Genomic DNA, 26597 nt, shown 5'->3' with positions numbered 1-26597 from the left:
GTATTTTTACACGATCACCGGGTTTCGTTTTCAACCGCCTAAAGTAAACCGGGCCGAACAGGCTCACAGTCAACCGGCATGGATTTTTTGCCACCTGAAATTTCAGTGTATTCCGAAGCGCACACCTCGCCCGAAAGCGAGTTGCTGCGCCAGCTTAATCGAAACACCCGTGCCCGGATGCTCTATCCGCGGATGCTTTCCGGCCACTTACAGGGGCGGTTTTTAGCCATGATTTCCCGGATGCTTCGTCCCCGCCGAATTCTCGAAATTGGCACCTTTACTGGGTATTCTGCCCTGTGTCTGGCCGAAGGACTGGCCGACGATGGCGTGCTGATAACCATCGAAAAAGACGACGAACTGGAGTCATTTGCCCGCTCCTACTGGAATCAGTCGCCGGTGGGGTCGCGGATCGACCTCCGGCTGGGCCTGGCCCCCGAGCTGATCCCGGCCCTCGAAGGGCCGTTCGATCTGGTCTTTATCGATGCCGACAAAGAAAATTATAGTTTGTATTACGACCTGGTTTTCGACAAGGTGCGACCGGGTGGCATCATTTTAGCTGATAATGTCCTGTGGAGCGGCAAGGTCGTCCGGCCCGTCGGCAAGGGACGAACGGCCGCCGAACGCCGGGCCGACAAAGACACGCAGGCGGTGCTTGATTTTAACCGAAAAGTGAGTGAGGATTCGCGCGTCGAGCAGGTTTTGCTGCCCGTACGGGACGGATTAATGATGATTTACAAACGATAACAGCGTATGAAAAAGAGACTTTTGACTCTCCCCTTTTTTCTTTTCTTTGCCCCTTTTCTCGTTCTCTCCGGCATCGCTCAGGTGCCCGCCGACGTTCCCGAATCCATCCGCTTCGCCGATCTGACAGTCCGTTTTGACGAAGGCGCCCGCCGAATTATCCGACAGGATATTACCTCTCTGGTTCAATCCAACAAAAAATACTGGGACGCCAAACTCGACCGCGTCGTCCTCTACTTTCCGCTGATCGAATCCATTCTGGCGGAAGAAGAAGTTCCGGTCGATCTGAAATATTTGGCCGTTCAGGAAAGCTCGCTGGTTCCCGACGCGGTTTCGTCCTCAACGGCCGTTGGCTACTGGCAATTCAAAAAAGAAACCGCCACCGACCACGGCATGCGCGTCGATGATGAAGTGGACGAGCGCAAAAGCATCGTTGCCTCCACCCGCGGAGCCGCCCGGTATTTCAAACGAAACAACACGGTTTACAACAACTGGGTATCGTCCCTGTTTTCGTATTACCTCGGCACCACCGGCATCAGCAAACTCGTTCCGGCAGAATGGTCTTACGCCCAGGAAGTCACGCTGGACAGCAAAACCGACCGGTACATTCTTCGTTTTTTTGCCCACAAACTGGCTTTCGAAAGCGTGCTGCCTTCTTTTCAGACTGCGAATTCCGTGGCGCTGATCGAATATCCGTATGGCAGTGGAAAGAGCGTGGCCCGGGTTTCGCAAGACCTGAACATCAGCGAACCGGAAATCCGGAAATACAACCGCTGGATTCTGGGCGACCAGATTCCGTCCGACAAGGAATACGTTCTGGCCATTCCGGCCACGGGCGATCAGGCGGCTGCGCTCCGGCGTCAGGCACAGCAAGCCAAGCTGGTTGCGCAAACCAAAGCCCCGGAGGTCGTGACGAGAGCGAAATTCGACACCGGTTTTCCGGTTTTGCGCAAGGTCAATTATTCGAAAGGCAAACCGGATGTGGTGCTGTATGAAATCAACGGCTTGCCGGGGATTCAGGCACTGGCGGGTGACAATGCCTCGACACTGGCCCGCAAAGCCCGGGTCAGCGTATCGAGTTTTCTGCGTTACAACGACATGAGTGACCGTGACCCGGTGACTGAAAATGAAGTCTATTACCTGGCAAAGAAAATGCGGAAGGCGGTTGTTCCGCACCACACGGTTCAGGTGGGCGAAACCGTGCGCAGCATTTCGCAGATGTACGGACTCCGGCTGAAAAAACTCCTGCGTTACAACCGCATCGACCGCTCCGACCGTTTGCAGGTAGGCCGGGTCATGTGGCTGCGCGAACGCCGTCCGGGTAATAAACCCGTCGAAATCATCAAAACGCCGACCACGCCAGCCCCTGCTTCCCGACCAATTGCCAGCCAATCCAGCCCGAGCGAAAACCGGGTGAGCCAGTCAACACCTTCCGATCGCCCGGCGAACACCATTCCAAGAAATGCCTCCGAACGCAAACTGTATTCACCAAAACTGGTCGAATCGAAGGACGCTCCGGCAACCACCCCTTCGCCAGCCCCGGATACGCGCGTAACGACCACCACGCCCAGCAGCGCACCCACCAGCCGACCCGTTGAAAACCAGGAGAACGCTGTAAATACCGTAGTAAAATCACCGGTTTCAGAGCCGACGGTCGCCAGCACGCCGACGGTGACCACGCAGAATTCCGGTTCGACGCAACGGGTTGTTATCGTTCGCCCGGAACGCTCGACCGACTTCGATAGCGAACCCACTCCCGCCCCCAGCCGAACCACGACGTCAGCACCGGTTAGCCGTTCAGCCGAGCGGAAACCGAGTACATCTGCGCCCGTAACCGCCAGTGCCAAACGCCCCGCGACCGAACCGATGGAAGAATCATCGTCCAGAATAACACGCACCAGTTCGGCTCCCGCAACGACGACGCGGTCTGCCGGATCAATGACACACCGGGTAGAACCGGGACAAACGTACTACAGCATTTCGCGGCTCTACAACGTCTCGGTCAATGATCTGCTGGCCTGGAACCGCCTGACCCAGAACGACAAACTGGCGGTGGGTCAATCACTGGTGATCAGAGGGGACGGAGCCGTATCCAAAAGCCAGCCCGCAGCCTCCGGCCGTTCGGCGGTCGACGAGAAGGTGTCGGAAGAAATCGTGTACCACACGGTGCAGAAAGGGGAAACCATGTTCCGCATTTCGAAACAATACGGCGTTACGGTTGAGCAAATCCAGACCTGGAACCAGCTATCGGGTGGCGGGGTCAACGTGGGGCAACAGTTGAAAATAATCAAGAAATAAGGCTCGTCCGACAAATCCATGATACTCATTGACAACACCTGCATCAGCGATGATGTGGCCGAGAAGTTTTTCGTCTGTAACCTGGACAAATGCAAGGGTGCCTGCTGCGTCGAAGGCGATCTGGGCGCACCGCTGGAGACCTCGGAACTGGCGGTATTGGACGAAATCTATCCGCTGGTCAAACCGTACCTGATGCCCGAAGGCGTTGCCGCCATCGAAAAGCACGGCTTGTACGAATCCGACGAGGACGGCGGTTTTGTTACGACCACCATCGAAGGGCGCGAATGCGTTTTTGCCAATTACGACAAGCGTGGTATTCTGAAATGCGGTATCGAGGAAGCGTATAATGACGGGAAAGTGGATTTTAAGAAACCCATTTCGTGCCATCTGTACCCAATCCGGATCACCAAATACGACAGTTTTCACGCCCTCAATTACGACCGCTGGCCCATTTGCAGCCCGGCCTGTGACTTTGGCGAACAACTGGGCGTCGAAGTCTACAAGTTTCTGAAAGAACCCCTGATCCGCATGTACGGCCCGGCCTGGTATGGCGAGTTGGTGAAGGAAATCGAAGAGAAGTAGCCTGAACTGGGGTGCGTATGGAACACCGCGATTACTTTGAAGATGTATACGACGTGGTTCGGCTCGTTCCGGCGGGGCGAGTGACGACCTACGGCGCCATTGCTCAATACCTGAGCCTGCGCGCCGGGGCTCGCATGGTGGGCTGGGCCATGAACGCGGCCCACGGGCGTGATGTACCGGCCCACCGTGTTGTCAACCGCATCGGCGTTTTGTCCGGCAAACATTTTTTTGGCAGCCCAACCGCCATGCAGGATTTGTTAGCGGCAGAAGGAGTTCAGGTACACGACGACCGCGTCGTGGAATTCAGAAAATTGCTTTGGGACCCGACAACCGAATTGCAATAACCGGAAGCTCAGAGTAGCTTGGACCAGCGAACACTGGGAACTTCCAGAAAACAGGCCTGCATGCTAATGACCAGATGGTTGTAATCGTCCATCAGATTGGGCTTTTGGAGATACCCATTAGCGCCCAGACTGTAGGCTTTTTGCACCAGATCTTCCTCAATGGAGGTCGATAACATCACAGTCGGAATATGCTTTAACGAATCGTTGGTTTTGATGGCTTCCAATACTTCGATTCCGCTCATCCGGTGCATATTGACATCCAGAATGATGAGTCCGCACCGGGCAATTTTCTCTTCAGCACCGTCGCTCTCCAGCAAACTGTGCATCAACTGCTCCCCGTCTTCAAATTGCAGAATCTGGTGTTTTGCCCCCACATTTTGAAACGCCCGATGAATAAAATGGCGATCATCTTCATCATCATCGACGATAATGACGTAAATTTTTCGCTGTAAGGAAGGAGAATGCAATAACTTGGCCGACTGTGGCATGTGATACTAATCAGATAAAGGATGCCGTTACGATGGTGTGTGTTCCCAGCAATAAACTTAGTAAACAGACCCGATTAACAGAGATTATTTCATATGAATAAAAGGCCGAAACAAGTCGTTTTAAAGTAGAACGCTGCTTACTTCGATGTAAGATTTAGAACGCTTTATAACGATTCTAAATCAAGCCTTTGTTTCGTATTAAAAATACAAAAAATTAACGGTTTTACAAATTTTTAAGATAAGCGCGTCCCCCGAGATACCGCATCTGGCGGGCAATCTGGCGGGTGCGTTTCTGGGTGTAGGCCGACGGTTTTTTGATGGAGAACAGGCGGGGATTGGGTAAAACGGCGGCAATGCGGGCAGCCTCGGTTCGCGTCAGGGATTGGGCCGAATGACCATAATACCGCCGGGAAGCGGCCTCGACACCGAAGGTCAGTGGGCCAGTTTCGGCCACGTTCAGATACACTTCCAGAATGCGCTCTTTGCCCCAGATCAGTTCGATCAGAAATGTGAAATAGACTTCGAGCCCTTTGCGCAGGTAGCTGCGACCGTTCCACAGAAAAACGTTTTTGGCCACCTGCTGCGAAATGGTGCTGGCACCCCGCGGCCGTTTCCGGTGCTGGTTGTCTTTGATCGCATCCTGAATTTCGTCGAAATCAAATCCCCAATGGGTTGGAAAAGCCTGGTCTTCCGACGCCACGACGGCCAGCGCCACTTCCTTCGAAATCGATTCGTAGGGCGTCCAGTTCTTGTAGAGCTTGCTGTCCTGATCCTCGCCCATCGCTTCCAGTTTCCGCGAAATCATCAGGGGCGTAAACGAAACCGGCAGATATTTCAGCAGCACCACCCAACCAAACGAAAGCAGAAAGGACAGCGTGATCAATTTAGCAGCCAGCCGAACCGCCCGTTCCAGCCACGGACGCTGACGGAGAGAAGCCCCAATGCGCGGGGACTGGCCCGAACGGGAGGAGGCCGAAGAAGGGGTTGACGAGCGCAAACGATTGACTTTAGCGGAACGAAGAGTACTCATTAAACGTAAAAATAGTAAAGAGTAATGAGTTATGAGTGAAGAATTAAGAGTTATGAGTTTTAGGTTAGCATACCTCATCCAACTCATAACTCTTAATTCTTCACTCATAACTGATAAAAAGCTCCGAGGCTACGCGGTCGGCGAACAGTTTGCCGGCTTCGGTTAAAATTATCCGATGGTCCTGGAACGAGAGCCAGCCCCGGTTGTATAAACTTTGCAGTTCAGCACGGCGAAGCGATTCAAAATCGGTTCCGGCTAGCGCCGTCAGTTCCCGAACATCGCAGCCCCATTTTGTCCGGATTCCCGTCAGGACATACTCATTTACCTGATCGGCCCGCGTCAATTCCTCCACAGTACCCGGAATTTCGCCCTTTTCAATGGCCCGGACATACTGCGCATTGTTGGCGACATTATACTGACGGCTGTGGTTGTTGAACGAGTGCGCACTCGGTCCAATGCCGAGATAAGGCCGCCGTTTCCAATAGCTGCTGTTGTGACGGGCTTCCCAACCCGGCCGGGCAAAATTCGAGATTTCGTACTGTTCGTAACCATTCGCCACCAGCGTTCGCACGAGGATCGTAAACTGGTCGGCGGCAAATTCGTCGTCGGCAGCCTGCAATCGACCTTTTTTCTGCCAGTTGCCAAAAACCGTCCCTGGTTCGATGGTCAGACAGTAGGCCGAAATGTGCGGGATGCCAAACGAAAGTGCTTTCGCCAGATCGGCCTCCCAAATACCGTGTGTTTCGACAGGAATGCCGTAAATCAGATCGATGGTGAGGTTATCAAAACCGGCTTCCCGGGCTAATTGCACACATTTTTCGGCTTCGGAAGCCGAATGGGCGCGGTTCATCAGGCGTAAATTCGGCTCATGAAACGACTGAATGCCAATGCTCAGCCGGTTGACGTACCGCCGAAAAAGCCGCAACGGAGCCAGCGGGTCGTCCGCCGGTCCCACCAAATCGTCCGGATTGGCTTCGAGCGTGATTTCCGCATCCGGCGCCACGGTATAAAACCGGTGAATGGTCTCGAAAAGCTGATGCAATTCGGATTCGTTCAGCAGCGAGGGCGTGCCTCCGCCCAGGTAAATGGTCTCCAGGTGGCGGGTGGGCAGGTAGTCTTTCTGTAGTTCGATTTCCCGGCAAAGTGCCTCCACCAGCACCGTTTTCTGCTTCAGACTGGTGCTAAAATGAAAGTCACAGTAGTGACAGGCCTGTTTGCAGAAAGGGATGTGGATGTACAGATGCATCGGCGAAACTACAAATCTGAACCGGATCAAGTTCCCCGCAACCGACGGGGCAAACCTGGTGTACCCGTAGAAAGTCGGACTTTACAGTGTCTTTTCCAGCACCAGCGTGGTGTGGCTATTGGTGCTGGTAATGGTTCCGATAATGTCAAAACCGTGTCGCAGATTCAGGATGAGCATGTCGCGCCATTGATTGCGGGTGTGGGTCCGAACGGTCTGGTAGCCTTTGGTTTTGCACCAGTCGTGTTGCTGGCGCATCAGCTCGCCCGCGATGCCCTGCCGCCGGTAATCCGGGTTTACGCAACCCAGCCAACTGTAGAAATGACCCGGTTTACGCTGATATCCCATTTTATAACCCACAATCGTATCATCGGCAGTAGCCACGATCGTCAACAACCGGCGGTTTTTCATTTCCTCAAATTCCTGAAAAAGCTGTTCGGGTGTCTGACCGGTGAACACCCGCTGGTGCAATTGAATTATTCCTTGCAGCGTAGTTTCGGGGGGAAAACCGTCGTAAATTTCGTAGTGGCATTTCATGCCACAAAGTTGGCAGAAATACCGCTTATCTTTTTACGATACGGTTAAAAAAGAAGAAGGTATACTGGGAAAAACTTTTATTTTTCGGGGCACTTTTTGCAGTGATTCCCTTTCTTTTTCCATTTTTTGCAGCACTTTTTGAACACACAATCCGCTTCGCCCAGAAAAGGGTTGGTACCAAACGCTTTGGCGTTTTCGGCTACAAAAGAGAACTCAAACGATTTTTCGGTCAATTCATTCATGGCGCTTTCAACATTGCGCAACAAAAGTATTACTTATTTAGAATAAGTACAAATATTGTTTTTAAACGGGACACGAACTGATAAACCCACTAATTAGAATTTTCCATGAAAGATACCTTCGCCCGTCTATCCCGGCTTCGCCCCTATGCGCCCTTCCTGCTCCGGCTGGCGTTCGGATATCAACTCATCGACGCGGCCGGGCACACGGCTTTGCATCCCACCGAAGGAATTCCGGGGTATGCCGACTGGCTGAAAAGTCTGGGATTTCCGTTGCCGCTGGTCGGGGCAACGCTGTCGGCCTATGCCGAGTTTTTGGGAGCGATTCTGATGATTGCCGGACTCTGGACGCGCTGGGCGGCTTTTTTCCTGCTGATCAACTTTGTGATGGCGGTTTTGGTGGGGCATATGGCCATTCAGGATACGTACAAAAACACCATGCCAGCCCTTAATTTGGTGGCAATGAGTGTCTTTCTGCTCCTGAATGGCCCCGGAAAACCGTCGGTCGATGAGGGACTTTAAAGTTCGAATTCGCCCGTCAGGTAGAGTTTCACCTGCCCGGCAATTTCAACGCGATCGTCCAGCAATTTACACCGCAGAAAACCACCCCGTTTGGAAATCTGGCGGGCCGTCAGCTCCGTTTTACCGAGCTTTTCGGCCCAATACGGAATGAGGGTCGTGTGCGCCGAACCCGTTACCGGATCTTCGTCGATGCCGGACTGCGGACCAAAAAACCGGGAAACAAAGTCGATGACGCCGTTTTCGGTCGGATTTCCGGGTGCCGTTACGATCACCCCGCGCGCCGGAATGGTTGCCAGTTCGCGGAAGTCAGGCTGCATGTCCAGAATCTGCTGCTCGTTCTCGAAAACAATCAAATAGTCCGTTTTTCCCTTGAGCACTTCCACCGGTTTGATGCCCCCCAGACTCGTTTCCAGGGCCGGTGGCTGAATGGCGATGTGCGTGCTATCGGTCGGAAAATCCAGCACGAGCCAGTCGTCTTCGCGCCGAACCCGCAGCAATCCGCTGCGTGAATCGAACGCAATGGCATCGCCTTCCGCGGTTTTTTCCAGGAAAAACACCACGTAGGCCGACGCCAGCGTGGCATGACCACACAGGTCGACTTCCACCGTGGGCGTAAACCAGCGAATGTGATAAAAACCGTTTTCCTGATCGGTCGGAACGTAAAAAGCCGTTTCGGCCAGGTTGTTTTCTGCCGCAATGGCCTGCATGGTTTCGTCGGATAGCCATTCCGTCAGCGGGCAGACCGCAGCCGGGTTTCCGCCAAAAAGCTGGTCGGTAAACGCATCAAGTTGATAAAGGCGGATAGGCATAGTGGGTTTAGGTTTTCAGCGGGTTATTTGTGTGATTGACAATTGATTTTCCAGTTCCCGCATTTGGGACAGGGTAAACGCCGTCAACGACGGAATTTTTAGCGTAGCCAGGTCGAACTTCGGGTCATCGAATTCGTAATCGGCGGGAACCGAAACCGTCAGCATCTCAGCCGCGTGAGCCGATTTCAGGCCATTTCCGGAATCTTCAAACGCCACACAGCGGTGCGGCTCGACGCCGAGTTTACGGGCCGTTCCCAGGTAAACATCCGGGTGCGGTTTATTGCGTTTTTCCAGGGTGGCCGAATGCCAGAGGGTGAAATACGACCGGATGTTCAGCCGATCCAGCACCACTTCGATCAGGTGCATGGGCGATGCCGACGCAATCGCCATCGGAATGCCCTGCTGCCGAAACAACTCCAGAATGGCCGGAACGCCCGGCATCGGCCCCGCGTGTTTTCCAATCTGATCGTAGGCACCCTGAATAATATCGGCATTCACCTCCTCCACGCTCCGGTTGTTCCAGGGGTGTTTCTCGTACCAATACCGCACCACGGTGTCGGTGGGCAAACCAGTGGTTCGTTTACACATCTCGTCGTCCATTTCCAGACCAACCGTGCGAAATACCTCAATCTCTACTTCCCGCCAGAACGGCTCTGAATCGACCAGAAGGCCGTCCATGTCAAATATTGCTGCCTGAATCATTTGTTTTTCGGTATTCGGTTCACGGTTTTTGGTTTACGGTTGCTGACGCGTGTTACAATTAGCATGCGTCAGCAACCGTAAACCAAAAACCGTGAACCGTACATTTTCTTATACATCCGCCTGCTTAAACGGCTTGATGTCAATTCGTTCCCAAACTTTTCCTGAAATATAAACCTCGTTCTGCAACCAGTCGTTCAATTGGTCTTCCGTGTCAAAATCGAGCAACATCATGGAGCCGATCATCTTGCCGTCGGGATCGAGTAACGCGCCACCCAGGACGAAATGCCCATCAGCTTTCAATTGACGGGCGCCATCGAAGTGGTTCGGACGAACAGCCAGACGCCGGTCTATGGCCTGATCGTCGGTATAATCGTAAGCGTGAATAACGTACCGCATCCTTTTTCAATACTAAAACAAAAAATAACACCAAAGTTGGAGGCTCCAACGCTTGTTTTTGTCCAAATCTAATCCTTTTCCCTTTTTCTCGCTAATTTCATTGTTTAAAACCGTACTAGCCTCTTATTCATCAATGAAACAACTACTCATCGGATTGGGTTGCCTGCTGATTGTCAGAGCAACAGCCCAAACGCCGACTGCATCCCCGCTCACCGTCGAAAAAATCATGCAGGACCCGAAAGGGTGGATCGGAACGTCGCCATCGGGCATCTTCTGGGCGGAAGATTCCAAAACGATTTATTTCAACTGGAACCCGACAAAGGCCAAAGGGGATTCGCTGTATAAAATACCCCTCACCGGCGATCGGAAACCCGTCAAAGTAGCGGCTGCGGAACGGCAAAAACTGCCTCCCACTACCGGCGGAACCTACAACCGCGCCCGCACCCTGAAACTCTACGAAAAAGACGGCGACCTGTTTCTGCTCGACTGCAAACCGGGCAAAACCGGCGGGCAAACCGTCCGGCAACTGACCAATACCGTTGAGCGGGAAAGCAATCCATCGTTCAGTGGCGATGAGCAAAAAGTGGTTTTTGCCCGGTCGAACAATCTCTTCACGGTTTCGCTGGCAACCGGCGAATGGACGCAGGTCACGAACCTTGACCCCGGCACCAAAAAACCGGACCCCAAGACCAACGATCAGGAAACCTGGCTCAAACGCGACCAACTGGCGCTGTTCGATGTGCTGAAAGAACGGAAAGCGAAGAAGGACGAGGGCGAGAAAATTACGAAAGCCGGGCAACCCAAACGTCCGAAGCAGTTCTATACCGAAGGAAAAACCGTTCAGAATCAGCGACTCAGCCCCGACGGCCGGTTTGTGACGTTCTCACTGCAAAAGTCAGCACAGGGAGCCAAAACCGCCATTGTGCCGAGCTACGTAACGGAATCCGGTTTTACGGAAGACCTCACCGCCCGCACCAAAGTCGGCGCCCCATTGGCCAGTTCCGAGTTTTACGTGTATGATATTCAGCGGGATACGATTCAGGCGGTTTCGACCAAATCGATTCCGGGGATTACGGATTCGCCGGATTATGCCAAAACCGCTCCGTCACCGGCAACCGTTCCCGACGGCAACCGGCGCGGCCCATCGGCGGCCGAAGTGACCACCGATACCGTCAAAAAGACGAAAAAACTGGCGGATCGCAGCGTGACGATCAGTGGGCCAATCTGGTCGGAAGACGGAAAATATGCCGTGGTGATCATCCGCGCGTTCGATAACAAAGACCGCTGGATCATGCGGCTCGACCCTGCCACCCGGCAGTTGAAAATCCTCGACCGTCAGCGCGACGAAGCGTGGGTCAGCGGTTTTGGCCCTCTGACGGGCATGACCGGTTTTCTGGCGGATAATCAGACCTTCTATTTCCCTTCCGAAGCCGACGGTTATTCCCACCTCTACACGGTCAATGTGGAAACGGGCGAGAAAAAGCAGTTGACAAAGGGGAAATTCGAGGTGCAGCAGATCCAATTGTCGAACGACAAGAAATTCTTTTACCTGACCACCAATGAGCTTCATCCCGGCGAGCAGCATTTTTACCGGATGGCCGTCGACGGTGGAGAACGCGTGAAACTGACCACGATGACTGGTGCCAACGACGTGACGCTTTCGCCCGATGAAACCCAACTGGCCATTCGCTACTCTTACAGCAACAAACCGTGGGAGTTGTTTTTAGTGAAAAACGAACTGGTAAGCGTAAACAAAGGGAAGCAAAAACTGTCCCCTGCACCAACGCCGGTTCAGCTTACGATGTCACTAACCCCTGAATTTCAGGCGTATCCCTGGCGTGATCCGGCCATCGTAACCATTCCGGCCCGCGATGGACAAACCATTTACGGACGGCTTTACAAACCCGCCAAACCCAATGGAAAAGCCGTGGTATTTGTGCATGGCGCGGGCTATCTGCAAAATGCGCACAAGTGGTGGAGCCAGTATTTTCGGGAATACATGTTCCATAACTTACTGGCCGACAAGGGCTACACGGTGTTGGACATCGACTACCGCGCCAGTGCGGGCTACGGTCGCGACTGGCGGACGGGCATCTACCGGCACATGGGCGGCAAGGATTTAACGGACAACGTCGATGCGGCCCAGTGGCTCGTCAAAACCCAGGGCGTGGATGCCAAACGGATCGGTTTGTACGGCGGTTCGTACGGCGGTTTTATCACCCTTATGGCCATGTTCACGACGCCCGACGTGTTTGCGGCCGGAGCCGCCCTGCGGCCCGTGACCGACTGGGCGGCCTACAACCACGGCTACACGGCCAACATTCTGAACGAACCGTTTAGCGACACGCTGGCCTACCGCCGGAGTTCGCCCATCTATTTTGCCAACGGCCTGAAAGGGCATCTGCTCATTTGCCACGGCATGGTCGACGTAAACGTTCATTACCAGGATGTTGTCCGGCTCACCCAGCGATTGATCGAGCTTCGGAAAGAAAACTGGGAAGTGGCGTCCTATCCCGTTGAAGACCACGCCTTTGTGGAACCGACCAGTTGGATGGACGAGTACAAGCGAATCCTGAAATTATTTGAAGAACGGCTTTAACCGACACGAACTAAGCGCTTTGGAGCGTTGTTGTCAAAACAGGCGTTTTCTGATCCCGGAAAACGCCCTTTTTCTACCCCTTTACGACCCAACTCATTCGTATGCTTATTAATCGCAAGGCGTTTCTGCTGTCTCTTCTCCTGTCCATCACGGTTCTTTTGTCGGGCTGTGATACCACCGGAACCGGTTCTGACCCCAAGCCCGAACCGGATGTGTATCTGGTTAGCAGTTCCGACATTAACGCATTTACCAAGGACCAGCTTGGCGCACAGATTGCCCAGCAATTCCCGGCTCAATACCAGAGCATCATCAAGGGATTTCTGCGCTACGATGTCAAGGTGTATAAACTGGTTTACAACACAAAACTGCCCGACGGAACGGCCACGAAAGCGTCGGGAGCGATTATTGTTCCGACCGTCACGACGGCGGTGCCGATGATCAGCCAACAACACGGAACCATTCTGAACGATGCCGATGCGCCGTCCAATTTCGGGCCGGGCAGCGATGCCGCTTTTGGCGGTACGTTTTTTGCCTCCAACGGCTACATCATGGTTTGCCCGGACTACATCGGTTACGGTGAATCGAAGGCTATTCCGCATACCTACGAACACCGCGAAGGGCTGGCCACGGCCTCGCTGGACATGATCCGGGCCGCGAAAGAATTCATCAAGCAAAAGTCGATCAAATGGGATAACCGGCTGTTGCTTACCGGCTATTCGGAAGGCGGTTTTGCCACGATGTCGTTGCAGAAAAAGATCGAAGAAGAATTTCCGTCCGAATTTACCCTGGCGGCTTCCAGCATTGGCGCGGGGGCTTACCACAAAACGGCCTTCATGAAGTACATCATCAACCAGAAAACGCACGGTATTGCCAGCTATAACCGCCTGTATCTGTGGACAATGCTCACGTATAACAGCTTGTATAAGCTCAACAAACCGATGAGTTATTACCTGAAAGAGCCGTATGCGACGCAGGCCACCCAGAATGGAATAAACATCAACATCAACGTTAGCATCAGCGATATCTTCACGGATAGTTTCAAGAAAGCGGTGAACGACGGGACGGAAACCGGGTTTTTGAATGCTGTTAAAGACAATGATGTCTACGACTGGAAGCCCAAAACGCCCACGCATTTGTATCACGGAACTGCCGATAATCTGGTGTTCTTTTTCAATACACAGGATGCCTACGACGCCATGCAAAAACGGGGGGCTACCAATGTTGAAAGGAAACCGCTGGAAGGAAAGGACCATAGCACGGCGGTTATCGACTACCTATTGAATACCTATCTCTTTTTCTCAAGCGTCCAGTAATCAACCGCTTAACGTTCAGAGTAAACAGAAAATCCTCCCGGCAAAGGAGGATTTTCTGTTTTTACCCAACAATTGCCCTCTGATGCTGGTTATACGAGAAGACTTAAAATAATTCCAACCAACATCATGAAAAAATTGTGGATTGTTGCTTTGCTAGCCGCATTCGGTTTTACGGCAAACGCGCAGACAGTGAAAGAGGAAGCGAAGGAGACCGCGCATCATGCCGGCCAAACGGTGAAAAAAGCCGCCGATGAGGTAGGAGACGAAGCCCGCGAAACCAAGCAGGAAGCGAAACGGAAAGCCAAAAAAGCCGGTAAGAAAATAGACAAAGCCGCGGACGACGCGGGCGATGAGGTTCGGGAAACGGCCAAAGAAACCAAGCAGAAAGCGCGTGAAGCGAAACGCAAAACCGGCAAGAAAGTAGAAAAAGCCGGTGAGAAAATGCAGGAGAATTAAGAATTGAAGGGTTAAAAATGGTTAGATGGTTTTGATGGCTGAAATGGTTAAAAATTGTTAGTAGCAATTCAACCATTTTAACCATCAAAACCATCTAACCATTTTTTTTAGCCATCAAAACCATTACTTCTTCCCAGTCATCTTCTTGATAAATGCCGTTTCGGCTGGAATATACGGCTGACCGTTCTCGCGGAAAATATCGTGGAACCACACCGGCGGCTCGGCGGTGTACTGCTTCTGCCACGAGTCCCACGGATAAATGGTGTTCGATTTGCCAGACACAAAGCCCCAGTTCATCATTCCCACATTCTCAGCTTTGGCAATCGGCAGCGAGCCTTCAAACGTGCTGCCCGCCGGACGAGCCATGTACTCTGTACAGATCAGGGGACGTCCAAATTTCTGAAGATCCGCTACCCGCTTTTTGAAATCATCCGGTTTTCCGTAGTTGTGGAACGTGATCACATCGGAATTCTGAACCAGAAACCGGTTCATGTCATCCATTTTTTCGAGCGAAGACCAATCCCCTTTCCAGGGTCCCGACGTAATGGGCTGTGTTGGTTTGGCTTCCCGCGCCCAGCCAAAACCGGCCTTCACCAGTTCGGTGCCGAGTTGGGCTTTGTTGGGCAATTCGGTTTTGATTTTGCCGTTGCGGCCATAGCTGTTGGCGTTGTCGTTATCCGGTTCGTTGACAATGTCCCACGCCAGAATCCGCTTGTCGGCCCGGAACGAGCCAACAATGTCCTTGACGTAACTCCGCAGACCTTCCCACTTGCTTTTATCGCTCAGAATGGCCGCGCCGGGGCCTTGCACCCAGCCCGAATTATGCCGCCCCATAACCGGCGCATGTTGTTTGCCCAGCTTCGGCTGCGGGTCCCAGCACGAGTCGAACAACACCAGCATGGGTTTGATGTTGTGTTTGGCACACAGCGACAGAAACTGATCAATGCGGTTTTTGAACCCTTTGGCATCCTGCCGCCACACCATGTCGTGCAGAAAAACCCGCATCGTGTTCATGCCCAGCTTCTCGGCATAGCCCAGTTCTTTATCGATCGTTTTCGGATCAAAGCTTTCGGCCTGCCACATTTCTAACTGGTTAATGGCACTGGCGGGCATAAAATTACTCCCCACCAGCCAGGGCTGGTTTTTATACCAGTCGTTGGCCTGCTTGGGCGTCCACTGCTGCGCGCTGGCCTGGAGTGACAAAACCGCCAGAACGACCAGAATAGCAGTCTGTAGTCTAAATTGAATTTGATTTTTCACAAGTTGTAAGGACTGTTAAGACTAAATGTAAAATGATGAATGCTAAATGTAAAAGTGATCGGCTGGCTGCTCCTAACTTTTACATTTAGCATTCATCATTTTACATTTAGCGTTAAAAGAAAAAATTACTTCACCGAAAACCGGTATTCCGTCGTGGTTTTGTACGTTTCACCCGGTTTCAAAACCGTTGTTGGGAACTTGGACTGATTGGGTGAATCGGGAAAGTGCTGGGTTTCCAGACAGAACGCCGACCGTTTGTCATACGGTTTGCCGCTTTTGCCGATCCGTTTTCCATTCAGGAAGTTACCGCCGTAAAACTGCACGCCCGGCTCCGTCGTCAGCACATCCATCGAGATGCCGGTTTTGGGCGAGGTCACCGTGGCAATCAGCCGTGGTTCAGCGGTTTGGCCGCCGTTCAACACGAAATTATGGTCGAAACCGCCCCCATTTTTAATCTGCGGGTGGTCGGCGTCCTGGCGTTCGCCAATGGCAACCGGTTTCCGCAAATCGAACGGCGTTCCATCCACCGGAGCCAGTTCGCCCGTCGGAATCAGGGTTGCGTCCACCGGCGTGTAGCGATCGGCCTTGATTTCCACCAGATGGTCGGCCACGGAGCCGGAGCCTTCGCCATTCAGGTTGAAATAGGCGTGGTTGGTCAGGTTGACGACCGTGCTTTTGTCGGTAGTCGCCTGATAATCAATCTTGATTCCATTGTCGTCGGTCAACGTGTACGTCACATCGACGGTTAGCGTTCCCGGATAATTTTCTTCCCCATCCGGCGAAACGTAGTGCAGTTTCAGGCCGTTGGTTCCCACCGGTGTGGCATCCCACATCTTGGCGTTAAAGCCTTTTTTGCCCCCATGCAGGGAATTCGGGCCGTTGTTGGTCGCGAGCTGATACGTTTTGCCGTCGAGCGTAAATTTCCCTTTTCCGATCCGGTTGCCATACCGACCCACCAGCGTTCCGAAGAACGATTCATTTTCCAGGTAGTCATCGATGCTGCTGTGGCCCAGGTTTACATCCAGCATTTGACCGGTTTTATCCGGCACCAGAATGCTGACAATGCGGCCGCCGTAGTTCGTGATGGCGACTTTCATTCCACTGGCATTGGTCAAAACGAATAAATCAGCCTGTTTCCCTTCGACGTCTTTCTGAAAACGCGAGCGATCAGGCAAACCGCTGGCTGAATCAGCGGCCGCTGTGCTTGTACTATCCGACATGGTTGACGATTCTTGTTGTTTTTGGGAGTTATTACAGCCGACGAGCATCCCCAGCAGGACGGCGGAGAGAAAGAATTGTTTCATACGAACGTTTAGAAGGTATCGGGGTTTATAAAACGGCTATCCCGCTTCGAGTTCGAATAGAAAGCCGGGCATCAAATATCAGACTTATTTTGTAAAAACTATAAATCTGAATGGAAAAGGGCTGGAACCGGTATAACCTACTCCAAACCGGACGCAGGAACTTATTGATTCATCAAAAGAAATCTTTTACATTCAGCGTTAAAGAGACAATACCATCCTAACGGAATTCATTCATGGCAGATCAGCCCAGCAACTGGCTTAATAAATTAGGGAATCTCCTGGTGCCGTCCTCCAGTCAGCCCAAAACCAATCCGGTTGCTACCGTTTCCAATACCCGCATTCTGAACGAACTGGTGGCGTCGTTTCAGGATTCCGTGCCGCGGGAATCCGTCGGAAAAAGCATGCTTTTCAATGCGCATTTTTTGATCATTCTGCATCCCGACACCTACGAAGCGCGCCAGAATGCGTTTCCGGTGATTGTCAACGAAGCGGTGAATGCGTTTACGAGTTTTATTGAGTCGGAAAAAGCCAACTACGAACGTGTGGTGCCGGTGGCCGCCAACTGGTTCTTCAAGTTTGGGGGCGGGCGAGAATTTGGCGGAGAACCGGTCACGCCAACGGATGTGAAAGTGGTGGGTGCCCTGACCGGTATTTTGCCAGGGAATGATCAGGCGCAATCGCCGGACCGGATTCACGTTACACGCCGGGTCAAACAGACCAACCGGTTTGAGAAAGTGGACATCGACCCGAACACCTTCCAGCACATCGACTTTCGGGAGCCGGGGGCGTTTGTCGTGAAGTTTGCGTTTTCGACACCGGCACCAATCACCCCACGACCACCGGCCGGAGCCCCCGCGACCCGTCACGCGCCGGGATTGCCCCGCAGTCTGGGGGCCGGACTGGCCCAGATCAACCATTACATTGCGGAATTGAACAAGGAGGATTCGTACCTGATGCGCGACCGGGAAATCGTGGTGGCGCGGAAGGAACCCGATAACCAGCATTTTCCCAACTATCTTTTGCTCGAATCGGCTTACGTCTCGAACCCGCACGCCCGGATTCGCTACAACGACGAGATGCACGCTTTTCAGATTGCGTCGTTCAGCCGCAACGAAACCCGGGTGAACGAACAGCTTATTCCGCGCAGCGAACCCGCCAGTCCGCAGTGGTACGCGCTGCCGGATCAGGCTCAGATTCTGCTCAATAGCATGGTCACCCTAACCTTTCAACGTCATGATTGATGCGCTGTTTGTCGTGTTGCTGCTGCTGTTTGTACTGGTGTTGGTAGTGCGGCATTTTCAGGATTTACCCCGATAAAGCCAACAGAATGCGCTGCCATCGGTTCTATTCAGTAGAACTGTTTCCTTTATCACGTTCCCTTGCTCAATGAATCCGTTTCTCATTGCCGGTCAGACCGATGTAGGCCAACGCCGAAAAAATAACCAGGATACGTTCATCTGCTCGACGATCTGGTCGGAATCCAGCGCGTTGCTGGCCGCCATCGACGGCGTGGGCGGTTATGCTGGGGGCGACCGGGCTGCGGCCATCGCGAAAGAGTCGATTGAACAGTACATGGCGACGCCCAACGGTGATCCGCTGTCGATGCTGCGCGAAGCCGTCGTGTTTGCCAACAACCAGATCAATGCGCAGCGCGAGCAGAACCTCCAACTGGCGCAGATGTGTTGTGTATTGACGACGGCGGTGGCTGATAGTCGAACCAATAAACTGTATTTTGTCCATGTGGGCGATACGCGCCTGTACCGGTACCGCCGGGGCGTTCTCGAAAAACTCACCCACGATCACTCGATGGTGGGCGTTCGGGAGGATGCCAACGAACTGACGGAAGCCGAAGCCATGCAACACCCGCGACGAAACGAAATTCTGCGCGAAGTGGGCTCAATGGCGCACCGGGTCGATGATCCGGACTTTCTGGAATCGGGCGAAACGGATTTTCTGCCGGGCGATTTGCTGCTGCTGTGCAGCGACGGCCTGACCGACATGATTACGCAGGCCCAAATCCGGAGCGTTCTGGATCAAAACCTTTCCCTTGAAAAACAGGTAACCGAGTTGATTCGGCTCGCCAATAAACAAGGCGGCAACGACAACATTACCGTCGTTCTGGCCCGAAACACGACCCCAGCCACCCCACAGCCGGTGGTTCCTACCCCCGCCGACCAGACGTTGCAGTCGAAAACCGTGTCAAAACCGGCTCCGGCCATTAGTCCAAAAACGACTTCGGGAAAGACCGAACCGGCCAAACGGGGCCTGACGGGTTTCTGGATTCTGATCGGGCTGGTGCTGGCAGGAACCATTGCGGGACTGGTTTGGTATCAAAACCAGGGTCCCAGCCAATCCGATCCGTTGGTTTCCGGCAGTCCACCGACGGTCAGCGATCCGGCTGATTCGACGCAGGCTATCGCGCCAACGGTTTCTCGCTTTGATTCCCTGTTGCAGACGGCGTATCGCAGCACCGATCACCGGCTGACGCTGCCCGCAGATACGGTTCGGCTCACGCAGCCCCTGCTACTCACCGACTCGCTGCAAAGCATTGTGGGCGCAACCGGGCTGACGGTTTTCGTCCCTGCCGATACGGCACAGGCGCAGGTGGCGTTACGGATCACCCGCTCGGGGCCGGTTGCGCTTCAAAACCTGGTCATTAGCGGTTTCAAGACCGGGATTGAGACCAGTCCCGGAACGAAGCTGCATCTGTCGAAGGTCTCTTTTCGCAACGTGAACCAGCCCGTTCAGGCCGTTATCGAACAGGAAACCTTCCGCGATGCCGTTATTGTGGTTACCTTGCAGAACCAGACTGATTCATCCAAAACACTCCCTCGCTGATGTCTACCACTCGGTTTGATACACGGTTTCCCGGCTACGAAGTGCTGAGCGAATTGGGACGCAGCAACGCCCGGATTCTCAAGGCGCGTCACCTGGCTACGGGCGATCTGGTGGCCATCAAGCACTTTGCCCTCAACACGGATGCCGAAACGCTCCGGCGGTTTCAGCGGGAATCGGCCATCATGACCAGCATCGCCCACCCCAACGTGGTCAAGGTTCGGGAGGTGCAACTGGAAGCCGAACTGCCCTACATCGTGATGGAACTGATCGAGGGCGGGAGCTTGAAACAGCTCATTACCGGTCAGCAACGCATCGACGTATCGACCACCATCCGGCTGGGGCTGCAAATGGCCAGTGCTTTCAAGGCGATTCATCCGCAGGGCATTATTCACCGGGATGTGAAACCGGAAAATATCCTTTTTCGCCCGCTGCCCAGTGGTGAACTGCATTTTTTGCTGACGGATTTCGGGATTGCCCGGCTCCACGAACAATCGAGCACGCTGACGGGGCAATCGTTGATGACGTATGAATATGCGTCGCCCGAGCAGTTCAACGACCCGAAAGGCGTCGGAACGGCCACGGATTATTATTCGCTGGGCGTCGTTCTGTACGAATGCCTGCACGGAAGCGTCCCGTTTGCGCTGGACGATCATTCGGGCATCGTGACGTTTATGAACAAAGTGCTGACCGAAGCGCCACCCGCCCTGACCGTGACCAGCCAGGACCAAACCCTGGGTCTGTTCGCGGAGCTTCTGGAGGGTTTATTGAAAAAGAAAGCCAGTGAACGCCTGAACGATCCAGACGAACTGACGTGGTTGCTAAAACGGGCCGAACTGAATTATTTGCAGGCCGGTCGGATCAGCCCTAAAACCGCCCCGATCACCCGGGTTACGCAGCAGAATCCGGCGAAGCCCGAGCCCGAAGCAGCCAGGGTTCCGGTACCCGATCCAGTCGTTGTAAAACCCGAACCGACTAAACCGCCCCAAAGCCAGTCGTCGGGCAGGAGTCTAAAACTGGCGGCTCTCGTGTTGGTGATTGTGGCAGGTGGAGCGGGGCTATACTATGTCCTTACCGATTTTGGAGCCAAACCCATCGCCAGCGTGCTGACACCAAACGATACAACCCATACGCCAACCGGGGATCAGACTGCGGGGACGGATGTGCCGGGTGATCAGGAACAAGAGGAAGACACGGTAAGCCTGCGGCTGGCGGAAGAAGCCCGGCGACGGGAACAACTCCGGGAGCAGGTGCTGGCGGCCGGAAAAACCCTGACCGTAGAGCCCCTCGATTTTAAAGTCGGTTTTTTCGGCGGGATCAAAAAAGCGCAGATTCAACTCAACAATCCCAGCGCCATTCCCTTTCCGGCGGTGGCGGTTCAGGTGAGTTATTTCAAGGAGAAAGGCGGTCTGTATAAAACCGAGAAGATGTTTTTTATGAATGTAAGCCCCAATTCATCTCCCGTTCGGATTGCTCCGGACAGTGACCGGGGCATCCGGATCAGTTGCAAAATCTTAAAGTATGATTTGCCCAGAAATCTGGACTCTCTGATGCAGGTGATGCCCGTCAAAACCGACTCGTTACTTTAATCGACTCATGCCAACCGTAAGCGTCAATACGCATTTTCCGGGTTATGAAATTATCGGCGAACTGGGCCGCTCGAACGCCCGCGTTCTGAAGGCCCGTCACCTGGCAACGGGTGATCTGGTGGCAATTAAACATTTTACCCTCAACACCGACGCCGAAACACTCCGGCGGTTTCGGCTCGAATCGCAGTTGATGACCGACATCCGTCACCCGAACGTGGTGCGCGTGCGGGAGGTTCAACTCGACATGCCCATGCCCTTCATCGTCATGGAATGGGTCGAGGGCGGCAACCTGCGGACACTCCTGGCGGAAAAAGGACATCTGGAAATACCAACGGTCATCCGGCTGGGGCTGCAAATGGCCGAAGCCTTCAAAGCGATTCACCCGCAGGGCATTATCCACCGCGACCTGAAACCGGAGAACATTCTTTTTCGACTCCTGCCCAGTGGTGAACTGCATTTTTTGCTGACGGATTTCGGCGTGGCCCGGCTGCGCGAACAGTCGCAAACCATGACGGGGCAATCGCTGATGACGTACGAATACGCGTCCCCCGAGCAGTTCGACAACCCCCGGGGCGTGGATGTATCCACGGATTACTATTCGCTGGGCGTGGTTCTGTACGAATGCCTGTCGGGCCGGGTGCCTTTTTCGATGGCCGATAACGCCGGTATCGCCACCTTTATGGGGCAGGTGTTGCGCACGCCCCCGCCAGCGTTGGTGTTGCCGACGGGGCAGTTCATGCCGCCCAGCCTCAACACGCTCCTCGACTGGATGCTCACCAAAAACCCGACGGAACGGCTGAGTGATGTCAACGAGCTGGTGTTGCTGTTCGGTCAGGCGAATGTGGAGCAGTTGCAGGTTGGCCGGTCGAACGATCGCCGGGGGCCGGTGTCGTCGCGCACGCTGGTGGCCGCCGAGCCGCTGCCTCAACTGGAGCTACCCGAAGAGCCGGAAGCAGAACCCGCGAACCGCCTGACGGGCTGGTACATCGGTCTGGGCATTCTGGTCGTTATTCTGATCGGGCTGGCGGTTTTTTATACGTACCAGGCCAGGGAAACCAACGTCAACACAACGGCGGTACCGGATTCGACGCGGATGGAAACCGACTCCAACGCGTCGGAAACACCAGGCGAAATGGTCGAGGATACCGCAACGACGCCATCGGATGGTTTTATCGAAAGCACCACCGATTCGACCCAATCGGACAGCAGTCCGGCAACAACGACGGAACCCGAAATTCCGACCGTCCCGGCATCGCCCCCGGATTCATCGAAAACCGTCGTTGACACCACAAAGACGGGAAATTAACTACTCAACCCATTGCATGAAAGGTACGTCTGTATCGTCTGGTCGTTTGTATTTACTGGGAGCATCGGTCATGCTGCTTCTGCTGTTTGTGCGGCTTTACATTAACCTGGCTCCCGGTCTGAATCAGGCCAAAGAAGCCCTCGCCAGCGGGCAGGCCATCACATTGCAGCCCGGTTTGAAATCCGCACCGATCCAGCGTTTACTCAACAGCGGTAATTACTACAGCGATCCGGCCGACCGGACGCTGGTGGCCGACTCCCTGGCGGCTAAACTGGTAGGAAATGGCTCCCCCGACAACCTGGGAGCCATCAACAAACGGCAGTTTTCGATCCGGGCACCGGTGGCGTGGCGCAGCCGGATTGGCGGAGCGGATTTTCAAAACCGCCTGCAACTGTCCCGCCAGCAAATGGGCTTCGACTCCATTCTGTACGTCCGCGAACTCAACAATCCCAAACCGTATCCGGCCACCGTTAGCGCGGGGAGCGGAACAGCCACGATTTCGGGGCAGGTTGCGCTCACGGAAACGGAGCAACCGGTGGCGAATGTGCTGGTGCAACTCAAACGCCACCCCGCCACCGCCCAGCCGGACACGCTTCCCAACCAGTTTACCTACGCCCGCACCGATGCCGGGGGGCGGTTTTCGTTCACCGGCCTGACGACGGATCTAGGCTACAGCGTCGTCGCCCTGAAACCCGGTTTTGAGTTCGGCAGCCGCCGGGGAACGAGTCAACTGACCAGCGATCAATCCTATACCTTTACGGCCCGGCCCCACCAACTGCGGCTGATTGGTTCCGTCGTTTACGGGCAACTGAAGTCAGATCACGCTTTCCTTGTTCGCACGCCAACGGCTTTTACCGTACAATTCTGGGTCATCGTCGGGCTGTTTATCGGGGCTTTCTGGGCCGTGCAGGGCGTCTGGATGCTCCGGCGGTTTTACCCCGATCCGTTGCTGCTGTCGGTTCTTATGTTGCTCACCGGTATTTCCGTTCTGACACTGTTAGCCATTCAGGACCCGTTGCAGGACACTTTATACGCCTGGCAAACCTTGCAGGGCGTGGCGGCTGGGCTATTCGGCATGCTCATCGTATCCCAGATCAACGTCGGTCGCCTGTATGCCGACTGGCGGTTTGATTGGCTGTTTACGTTTTTTAACCGCTCTTCCGTGCGTTTATCGGGCTGGACGTGGCTGGTACTCGCCCTCGGTCTGGCGGCTTTGACCCTGTTCATCGGTTCGGGGCCGGAAGGCAGTGGTGTTCGCGTGAACCTGTCGGTTTTGGGACTAACGTTTCAACCCAGCGAGATCACCAAGTACCTATTGCTGGTCTTCTTCGCCGGTTTTTTTGCTGCAAATGAACAACAGATCCGGCAACTCCCGGATTTGCGCTGGCGGTTTGCGGTGAGCTTTGGTGCGCTGGCTGGTGCCGGTTTACTCATGCTGCTTTACCTCCTGCTGGGCGACATGGGTCCCGCGCTGGTCGTCTGCTTCACATTTTTGCTGTTTTATAGCATTGCCCGGGGTAACCTGCCGCTGACACTCGCCACGGGGGTCGGCTACGGAATTGCCCTGTGGTTTTTGCCGGGCTGGATTGCCACCCTTCTTAGTCTGGTGGTGCTGATGGTGTATTTATTCTGGCGGGGAGAGGCCCGTTCCAAAACCGCCCTGGGTTGGGCCGCTTTACTGACCGAAGCGCCGGTTTTGCTGCTGATGGTGATCGCGATGTTCACCTTTGGCGATCAGTTGCCCTTCGTGGGAAGCCGCCTGGCCGACCGCAAAGCGATCTGGCTAAGTCCCTGGAACAATGACGTGTACGGCGGTGATCACCTGGCCCATAGTTTCTGGACACTGGCTTCGGGCGGCTGGACGGGACAGGGTCTGGGCAAAGGTTTTGCGAATGCGATGCCAGCCGCCCACACCGACATGATTCTGCCCAGTGTAGGCGAAGAGTTGGGTGGATTAGGGGTCATTGCGGTATTTCTGCTGATGGGCCTTCTGCTGCACCGGACTTTTTTGCACGCCCGCCGGGCAGGTCAGCCGTTCAGCTTTTTTCTGGTCGCCGGTATTGCCATCGCAACGGGGGTTCAGTTTCTGATCATTGCGAGTGGTTCCATCGGGTTACTTCCCCTGACCGGGATTAGCGTTCCGTTTCTGAGTTACGGAAAAATTTCGCTCATCATCAACCTCATGGCGATGGGCGTTGTCTTCAGCGTGGCCCACCGACCCGGCCAGGCCGAACAGCGTGAATACCTGGAAAAAAACTACGATGTGGTGCTGATGGCCGGCATTGCCGGTTTTCTGCTGGGCGTAGCGGTTTTGATTGGCCGGTTGTTGCCGATTGTGGGCTGGCGCGGGAACGAGTATATTGTACGACCCGCCCGGGTCATCACCCGCAACGGCGACCCCATTTACAGCTATAATCCCCGCATCGAGCGACTGACCCGCGTTCTGGCTTCGGGCACCCTTTACGACCGGAAAGGTCTGGTGCTGGCCACCAGTTCGCCGGAGCGGGTTACCCGGCAATTGTCCCGGCTGAAAAAAAGCGGTTTGGAACCGGATCAGGTGAAAGCCATGAGCCAGAAACGGCTGCAACGGTATTATCCCTTCGGTGAACACCTGTTTTTCTGGACGGGTGATCTGAATACGCAACTATTCTGGGGCCAGAGCAACGGATATTATGCGGAAGCCACCCACTTCAGCGAGTTGCGCGGTTTCAACAGCCGCCCCCGCAAAACCAACCTCGTGGCCACCAACTACCGGGCCGACCGCTTCAGCCCGACGGTTGAGCAAACGCGGACGCTGTCGGTTTACGATTACCGGGAACTGGCACCGGCTTTGCGGGCCGGGGTCGATAGTCGGGAGGTCGCGAATCGAAAATCCAAAAACCGTGATCTGTTCCTGAGCATCGATGCGGATCTTCAGGTGGCGTTGCAAAAATCACTGGCCCAATCCGAATACCGGGACAAGCGGCTTTCGGTGGTGGTACTGGATGCGGCTTCGGGCGATGTTTTGGCGTCGGCCATGCACCCCTTACCCAATCTGAAAACCCCGGAAGCCATGCTGCTGTCGGATCGGGAGCGGCTGCAACTGCCCTATCTGGTGACGGAACGGGATTTGGGTATGACTTTTCCGACCGCCCCCGGTTCGACGGCGAAAATTCTGACGGCAATGGCGGCTTTTAACAAACTGGGTTCGTCGGCATCGGCGGTTCGGTATTCCATTTCGTGTCAGGAGATCATCCGACGGGGTGAGCGGGAGTCGGAGCCCTGCGGAGAATCCGTCGATATGCGGAAGGCCATTGTCCGGTCGAGTAACGTCTATTTTATCCGGCTGGCAAACGACCAGGCGCTGGATAAAGAACTGGCTGATCTGTATTTAGCCACGGGGATGAATGTCGATTACATTGGCGGCTACTCCTTTTCGGATACGCACACCGAGGCCGAGCGCGTTCAGATTCGACAGCACTGGCGCGATTCTTCGTTTGTCGTTCGCCGGAAGCTCTACCAAAGTTTGCAGTATCCGAGACGGTACCGCGGTGAGTTTTCGGGACTGGCCTGGGGGCAGGGGCAACTGAGCACCACACCCGCAGCCCTGGCCCGGATGGCGGGAGCGATTGCCAACAAAGGCGTTTTGCAGCCCTCGCGCTATGTGGTGTCCAAAGCCGGCAAACCGCAGCCGATTGGAACCGGCAAATCCGTAGCCCGAAGTTCCGATTACGCCGGGCAGTTGAAGGAATTCATGATCGAACAGTCGAACCCGGCGGGGCGCGGCAAGATCAGCCTGGCGCGGGTGGCGGGCAAAACCGGTACGCCCGAACGGATTGTGCAGGGCGTTCAGGAGAATGACGGCTGGTACGTCTTTTTTGCACCCACACCCGACGGCCGGTCGAATACCGTGGTGACGGTGCGCATCGAGTTGGGAAAATCCTCCGCCGATGCAGTCAACCTGGCCAACACCGTTGTGGCGCCCATTTTAAAACAACGCCGGTATCTGGGTAGTTTTTAACCCC

The 26597-nt window shown here is 54.4% G+C and carries 22 protein-coding genes; 13 read left to right on the top strand and 9 right to left on the bottom strand.

Annotated features, from left to right (window positions below; genetic code table 11):
- The first annotated feature begins 78 nt into the window (after positions 1 to 78).
- The 4 genes from ACS5NO_RS03345 to ACS5NO_RS03330 are packed head-to-tail and all read left to right on the top strand — an operon-like array spanning position 79 to position 3965.
- Positions 79 to 744, top strand: a complete 666-nt coding sequence (locus tag ACS5NO_RS03345) for an O-methyltransferase (RefSeq protein ID WP_439413826.1) — start codon at positions 79 to 81, stop codon at positions 742 to 744.
- Between the two features lie 6 nt (positions 745 to 750).
- Positions 751 to 3039: a LysM peptidoglycan-binding domain-containing protein gene (locus tag ACS5NO_RS03340; RefSeq protein ID WP_439413825.1), complete on the top strand. Its 2289-nt coding sequence runs from the start codon at positions 751 to 753 to the stop codon at positions 3037 to 3039.
- Positions 3040 to 3057: 18 nt separating this feature from the next.
- The gene (locus tag ACS5NO_RS03335; RefSeq protein WP_114409895.1) at positions 3058 to 3621 is read left to right on the top strand and encodes a DUF3109 family protein; all 564 of its coding nucleotides are present in this window, start codon (positions 3058 to 3060) and stop codon (positions 3619 to 3621) included.
- A 17-nt stretch (positions 3622 to 3638) separates the two neighbouring features.
- The gene (locus ACS5NO_RS03330) at positions 3639 to 3965 is read left to right on the top strand and encodes an MGMT family protein (RefSeq protein WP_439413824.1); all 327 of its coding nucleotides are present in this window, start codon (positions 3639 to 3641) and stop codon (positions 3963 to 3965) included.
- 8 nt (positions 3966 to 3973) lie between these two features.
- On the opposite strand, the gene ACS5NO_RS03325 is transcribed toward ACS5NO_RS03330, so the two are convergent.
- The 4 genes from ACS5NO_RS03325 to ACS5NO_RS03310 all read right to left on the bottom strand — a co-directional run bounded on the left by ACS5NO_RS03325 (position 3974) and on the right by ACS5NO_RS03310 (position 7263).
- Positions 3974 to 4453, bottom strand: a complete 480-nt coding sequence (locus ACS5NO_RS03325) for a response regulator (RefSeq protein ID WP_138994778.1) — start codon at positions 4451 to 4453, stop codon at positions 3974 to 3976.
- A 223-nt stretch (positions 4454 to 4676) separates the two neighbouring features.
- Positions 4677 to 5483 carry a monofunctional biosynthetic peptidoglycan transglycosylase gene (mtgA, locus tag ACS5NO_RS03320; RefSeq protein WP_439413823.1) on the bottom strand — a complete coding sequence of 269 codons (807 nt, stop codon included), beginning with the start codon at positions 5481 to 5483 and terminating at the stop codon, positions 4677 to 4679.
- Between the two features lie 100 nt (positions 5484 to 5583).
- On the bottom strand, positions 5584 to 6729 hold the full coding sequence (gene hemW, locus ACS5NO_RS03315) for a radical SAM family heme chaperone HemW (RefSeq protein ID WP_439413822.1): 1146 nt from the start codon (positions 6727 to 6729) through the stop codon (positions 5584 to 5586).
- 81 nt (positions 6730 to 6810) lie between these two features.
- The gene (locus ACS5NO_RS03310; RefSeq protein ID WP_439413821.1) at positions 6811 to 7263 is read right to left on the bottom strand and encodes a GNAT family N-acetyltransferase; all 453 of its coding nucleotides are present in this window, start codon (positions 7261 to 7263) and stop codon (positions 6811 to 6813) included.
- A gap of 347 nt (positions 7264 to 7610) precedes the next feature.
- Between ACS5NO_RS03310 and ACS5NO_RS03305 the strand changes: the two genes are divergently transcribed.
- Entirely contained in the window at positions 7611 to 8024 is a 414-nt protein-coding gene (locus tag ACS5NO_RS03305) for a DoxX family protein (RefSeq protein WP_439413820.1), read from the top strand.
- Here the strand turns inward: ACS5NO_RS03305 and ACS5NO_RS03300 are convergent.
- From ACS5NO_RS03300 to ACS5NO_RS03290, 3 genes are all read right to left on the bottom strand, one after another.
- Positions 8021 to 8833, bottom strand: a complete 813-nt coding sequence (locus ACS5NO_RS03300) for a PhzF family phenazine biosynthesis protein (protein ID WP_439413819.1) — start codon at positions 8831 to 8833, stop codon at positions 8021 to 8023. The genes ACS5NO_RS03305 and ACS5NO_RS03300 overlap by 4 nt on opposite strands.
- 15 nt (positions 8834 to 8848) lie before the next feature.
- Entirely contained in the window at positions 8849 to 9535 is a 687-nt protein-coding gene (hxpB, locus tag ACS5NO_RS03295; RefSeq protein WP_439413818.1) for a hexitol phosphatase HxpB, read from the bottom strand.
- Positions 9536 to 9643: 108 nt separating this feature from the next.
- On the bottom strand, positions 9644 to 9931 hold the full coding sequence (locus tag ACS5NO_RS03290) for a YciI family protein (protein ID WP_439413817.1): 288 nt from the start codon (positions 9929 to 9931) through the stop codon (positions 9644 to 9646).
- A 133-nt stretch (positions 9932 to 10064) separates the two neighbouring features.
- On the opposite strand from ACS5NO_RS03290, the gene ACS5NO_RS03285 reads away from it, so the two are divergent.
- The 3 genes from ACS5NO_RS03285 to ACS5NO_RS03275 all read left to right on the top strand — a co-directional run bounded on the left by ACS5NO_RS03285 (position 10065) and on the right by ACS5NO_RS03275 (position 14299).
- Positions 10065 to 12530 carry a S9 family peptidase gene (locus ACS5NO_RS03285; RefSeq protein ID WP_439413816.1) on the top strand — a complete coding sequence of 822 codons (2466 nt, stop codon included), beginning with the start codon at positions 10065 to 10067 and terminating at the stop codon, positions 12528 to 12530.
- Between the two features lie 101 nt (positions 12531 to 12631).
- Positions 12632 to 13843: an alpha/beta hydrolase family protein gene (locus tag ACS5NO_RS03280; protein WP_439413815.1), complete on the top strand. Its 1212-nt coding sequence runs from the start codon at positions 12632 to 12634 to the stop codon at positions 13841 to 13843.
- A 126-nt stretch (positions 13844 to 13969) separates the two neighbouring features.
- The gene (locus ACS5NO_RS03275) at positions 13970 to 14299 is read left to right on the top strand and encodes a hypothetical protein (protein WP_114409907.1); all 330 of its coding nucleotides are present in this window, start codon (positions 13970 to 13972) and stop codon (positions 14297 to 14299) included.
- Positions 14300 to 14422: 123 nt separating this feature from the next.
- Here ACS5NO_RS03275 and ACS5NO_RS03270 read toward each other — a convergent pair whose 3' ends face one another.
- Both ACS5NO_RS03270 and ACS5NO_RS03265 read right to left on the bottom strand, forming a co-directional pair.
- Positions 14423 to 15559, bottom strand: coding sequence for an endo-1,4-beta-xylanase (locus ACS5NO_RS03270; RefSeq protein WP_439413814.1), 1137 nt, complete (start codon positions 15557 to 15559; stop codon positions 14423 to 14425).
- A 125-nt stretch (positions 15560 to 15684) separates the two neighbouring features.
- A complete protein-coding gene (locus tag ACS5NO_RS03265; protein ID WP_439413813.1) occupies positions 15685 to 16863 on the bottom strand; it encodes an aldose epimerase family protein in 1179 nt (392 codons plus the stop codon).
- 233 nt (positions 16864 to 17096) lie between these two features.
- Between ACS5NO_RS03265 and ACS5NO_RS03260 the strand changes: the two genes are divergently transcribed.
- The 5 genes from ACS5NO_RS03260 (at position 17097) to ACS5NO_RS03240 (ending at position 26593) form a co-directional block, all read left to right on the top strand.
- On the top strand, positions 17097 to 18104 hold the full coding sequence (locus ACS5NO_RS03260; protein WP_439413812.1) for an FHA domain-containing protein: 1008 nt from the start codon (positions 17097 to 17099) through the stop codon (positions 18102 to 18104).
- Between the two features lie 145 nt (positions 18105 to 18249).
- A complete protein-coding gene (locus ACS5NO_RS03255; protein WP_439413811.1) occupies positions 18250 to 19701 on the top strand; it encodes a PP2C family protein-serine/threonine phosphatase in 1452 nt (483 codons plus the stop codon).
- Positions 19701 to 21287, top strand: a complete 1587-nt coding sequence (locus ACS5NO_RS03250) for a serine/threonine protein kinase (RefSeq protein ID WP_439413810.1) — start codon at positions 19701 to 19703, stop codon at positions 21285 to 21287. Before ACS5NO_RS03255 ends, ACS5NO_RS03250 begins: the two co-directional genes overlap by 1 nt.
- A gap of 7 nt (positions 21288 to 21294) precedes the next feature.
- Positions 21295 to 22593: a serine/threonine protein kinase gene (locus ACS5NO_RS03245; protein ID WP_439413809.1), complete on the top strand. Its 1299-nt coding sequence runs from the start codon at positions 21295 to 21297 to the stop codon at positions 22591 to 22593.
- Between the two features lie 16 nt (positions 22594 to 22609).
- The gene (locus tag ACS5NO_RS03240) at positions 22610 to 26593 is read left to right on the top strand and encodes an FtsW/RodA/SpoVE family cell cycle protein (protein WP_439413808.1); all 3984 of its coding nucleotides are present in this window, start codon (positions 22610 to 22612) and stop codon (positions 26591 to 26593) included.
- Positions 26594 to 26597 lie beyond the last annotated feature (4 nt).

This window comes from Larkinella fluvii, from assembly GCF_051857545.1.
In the GTDB taxonomy this organism is placed as follows: domain Bacteria; phylum Bacteroidota; class Bacteroidia; order Cytophagales; family Spirosomataceae; genus Larkinella.
Note: the sequence above shows the minus strand (reverse complement) of the source record. Positions and strands in the feature narration are given on the sequence as shown.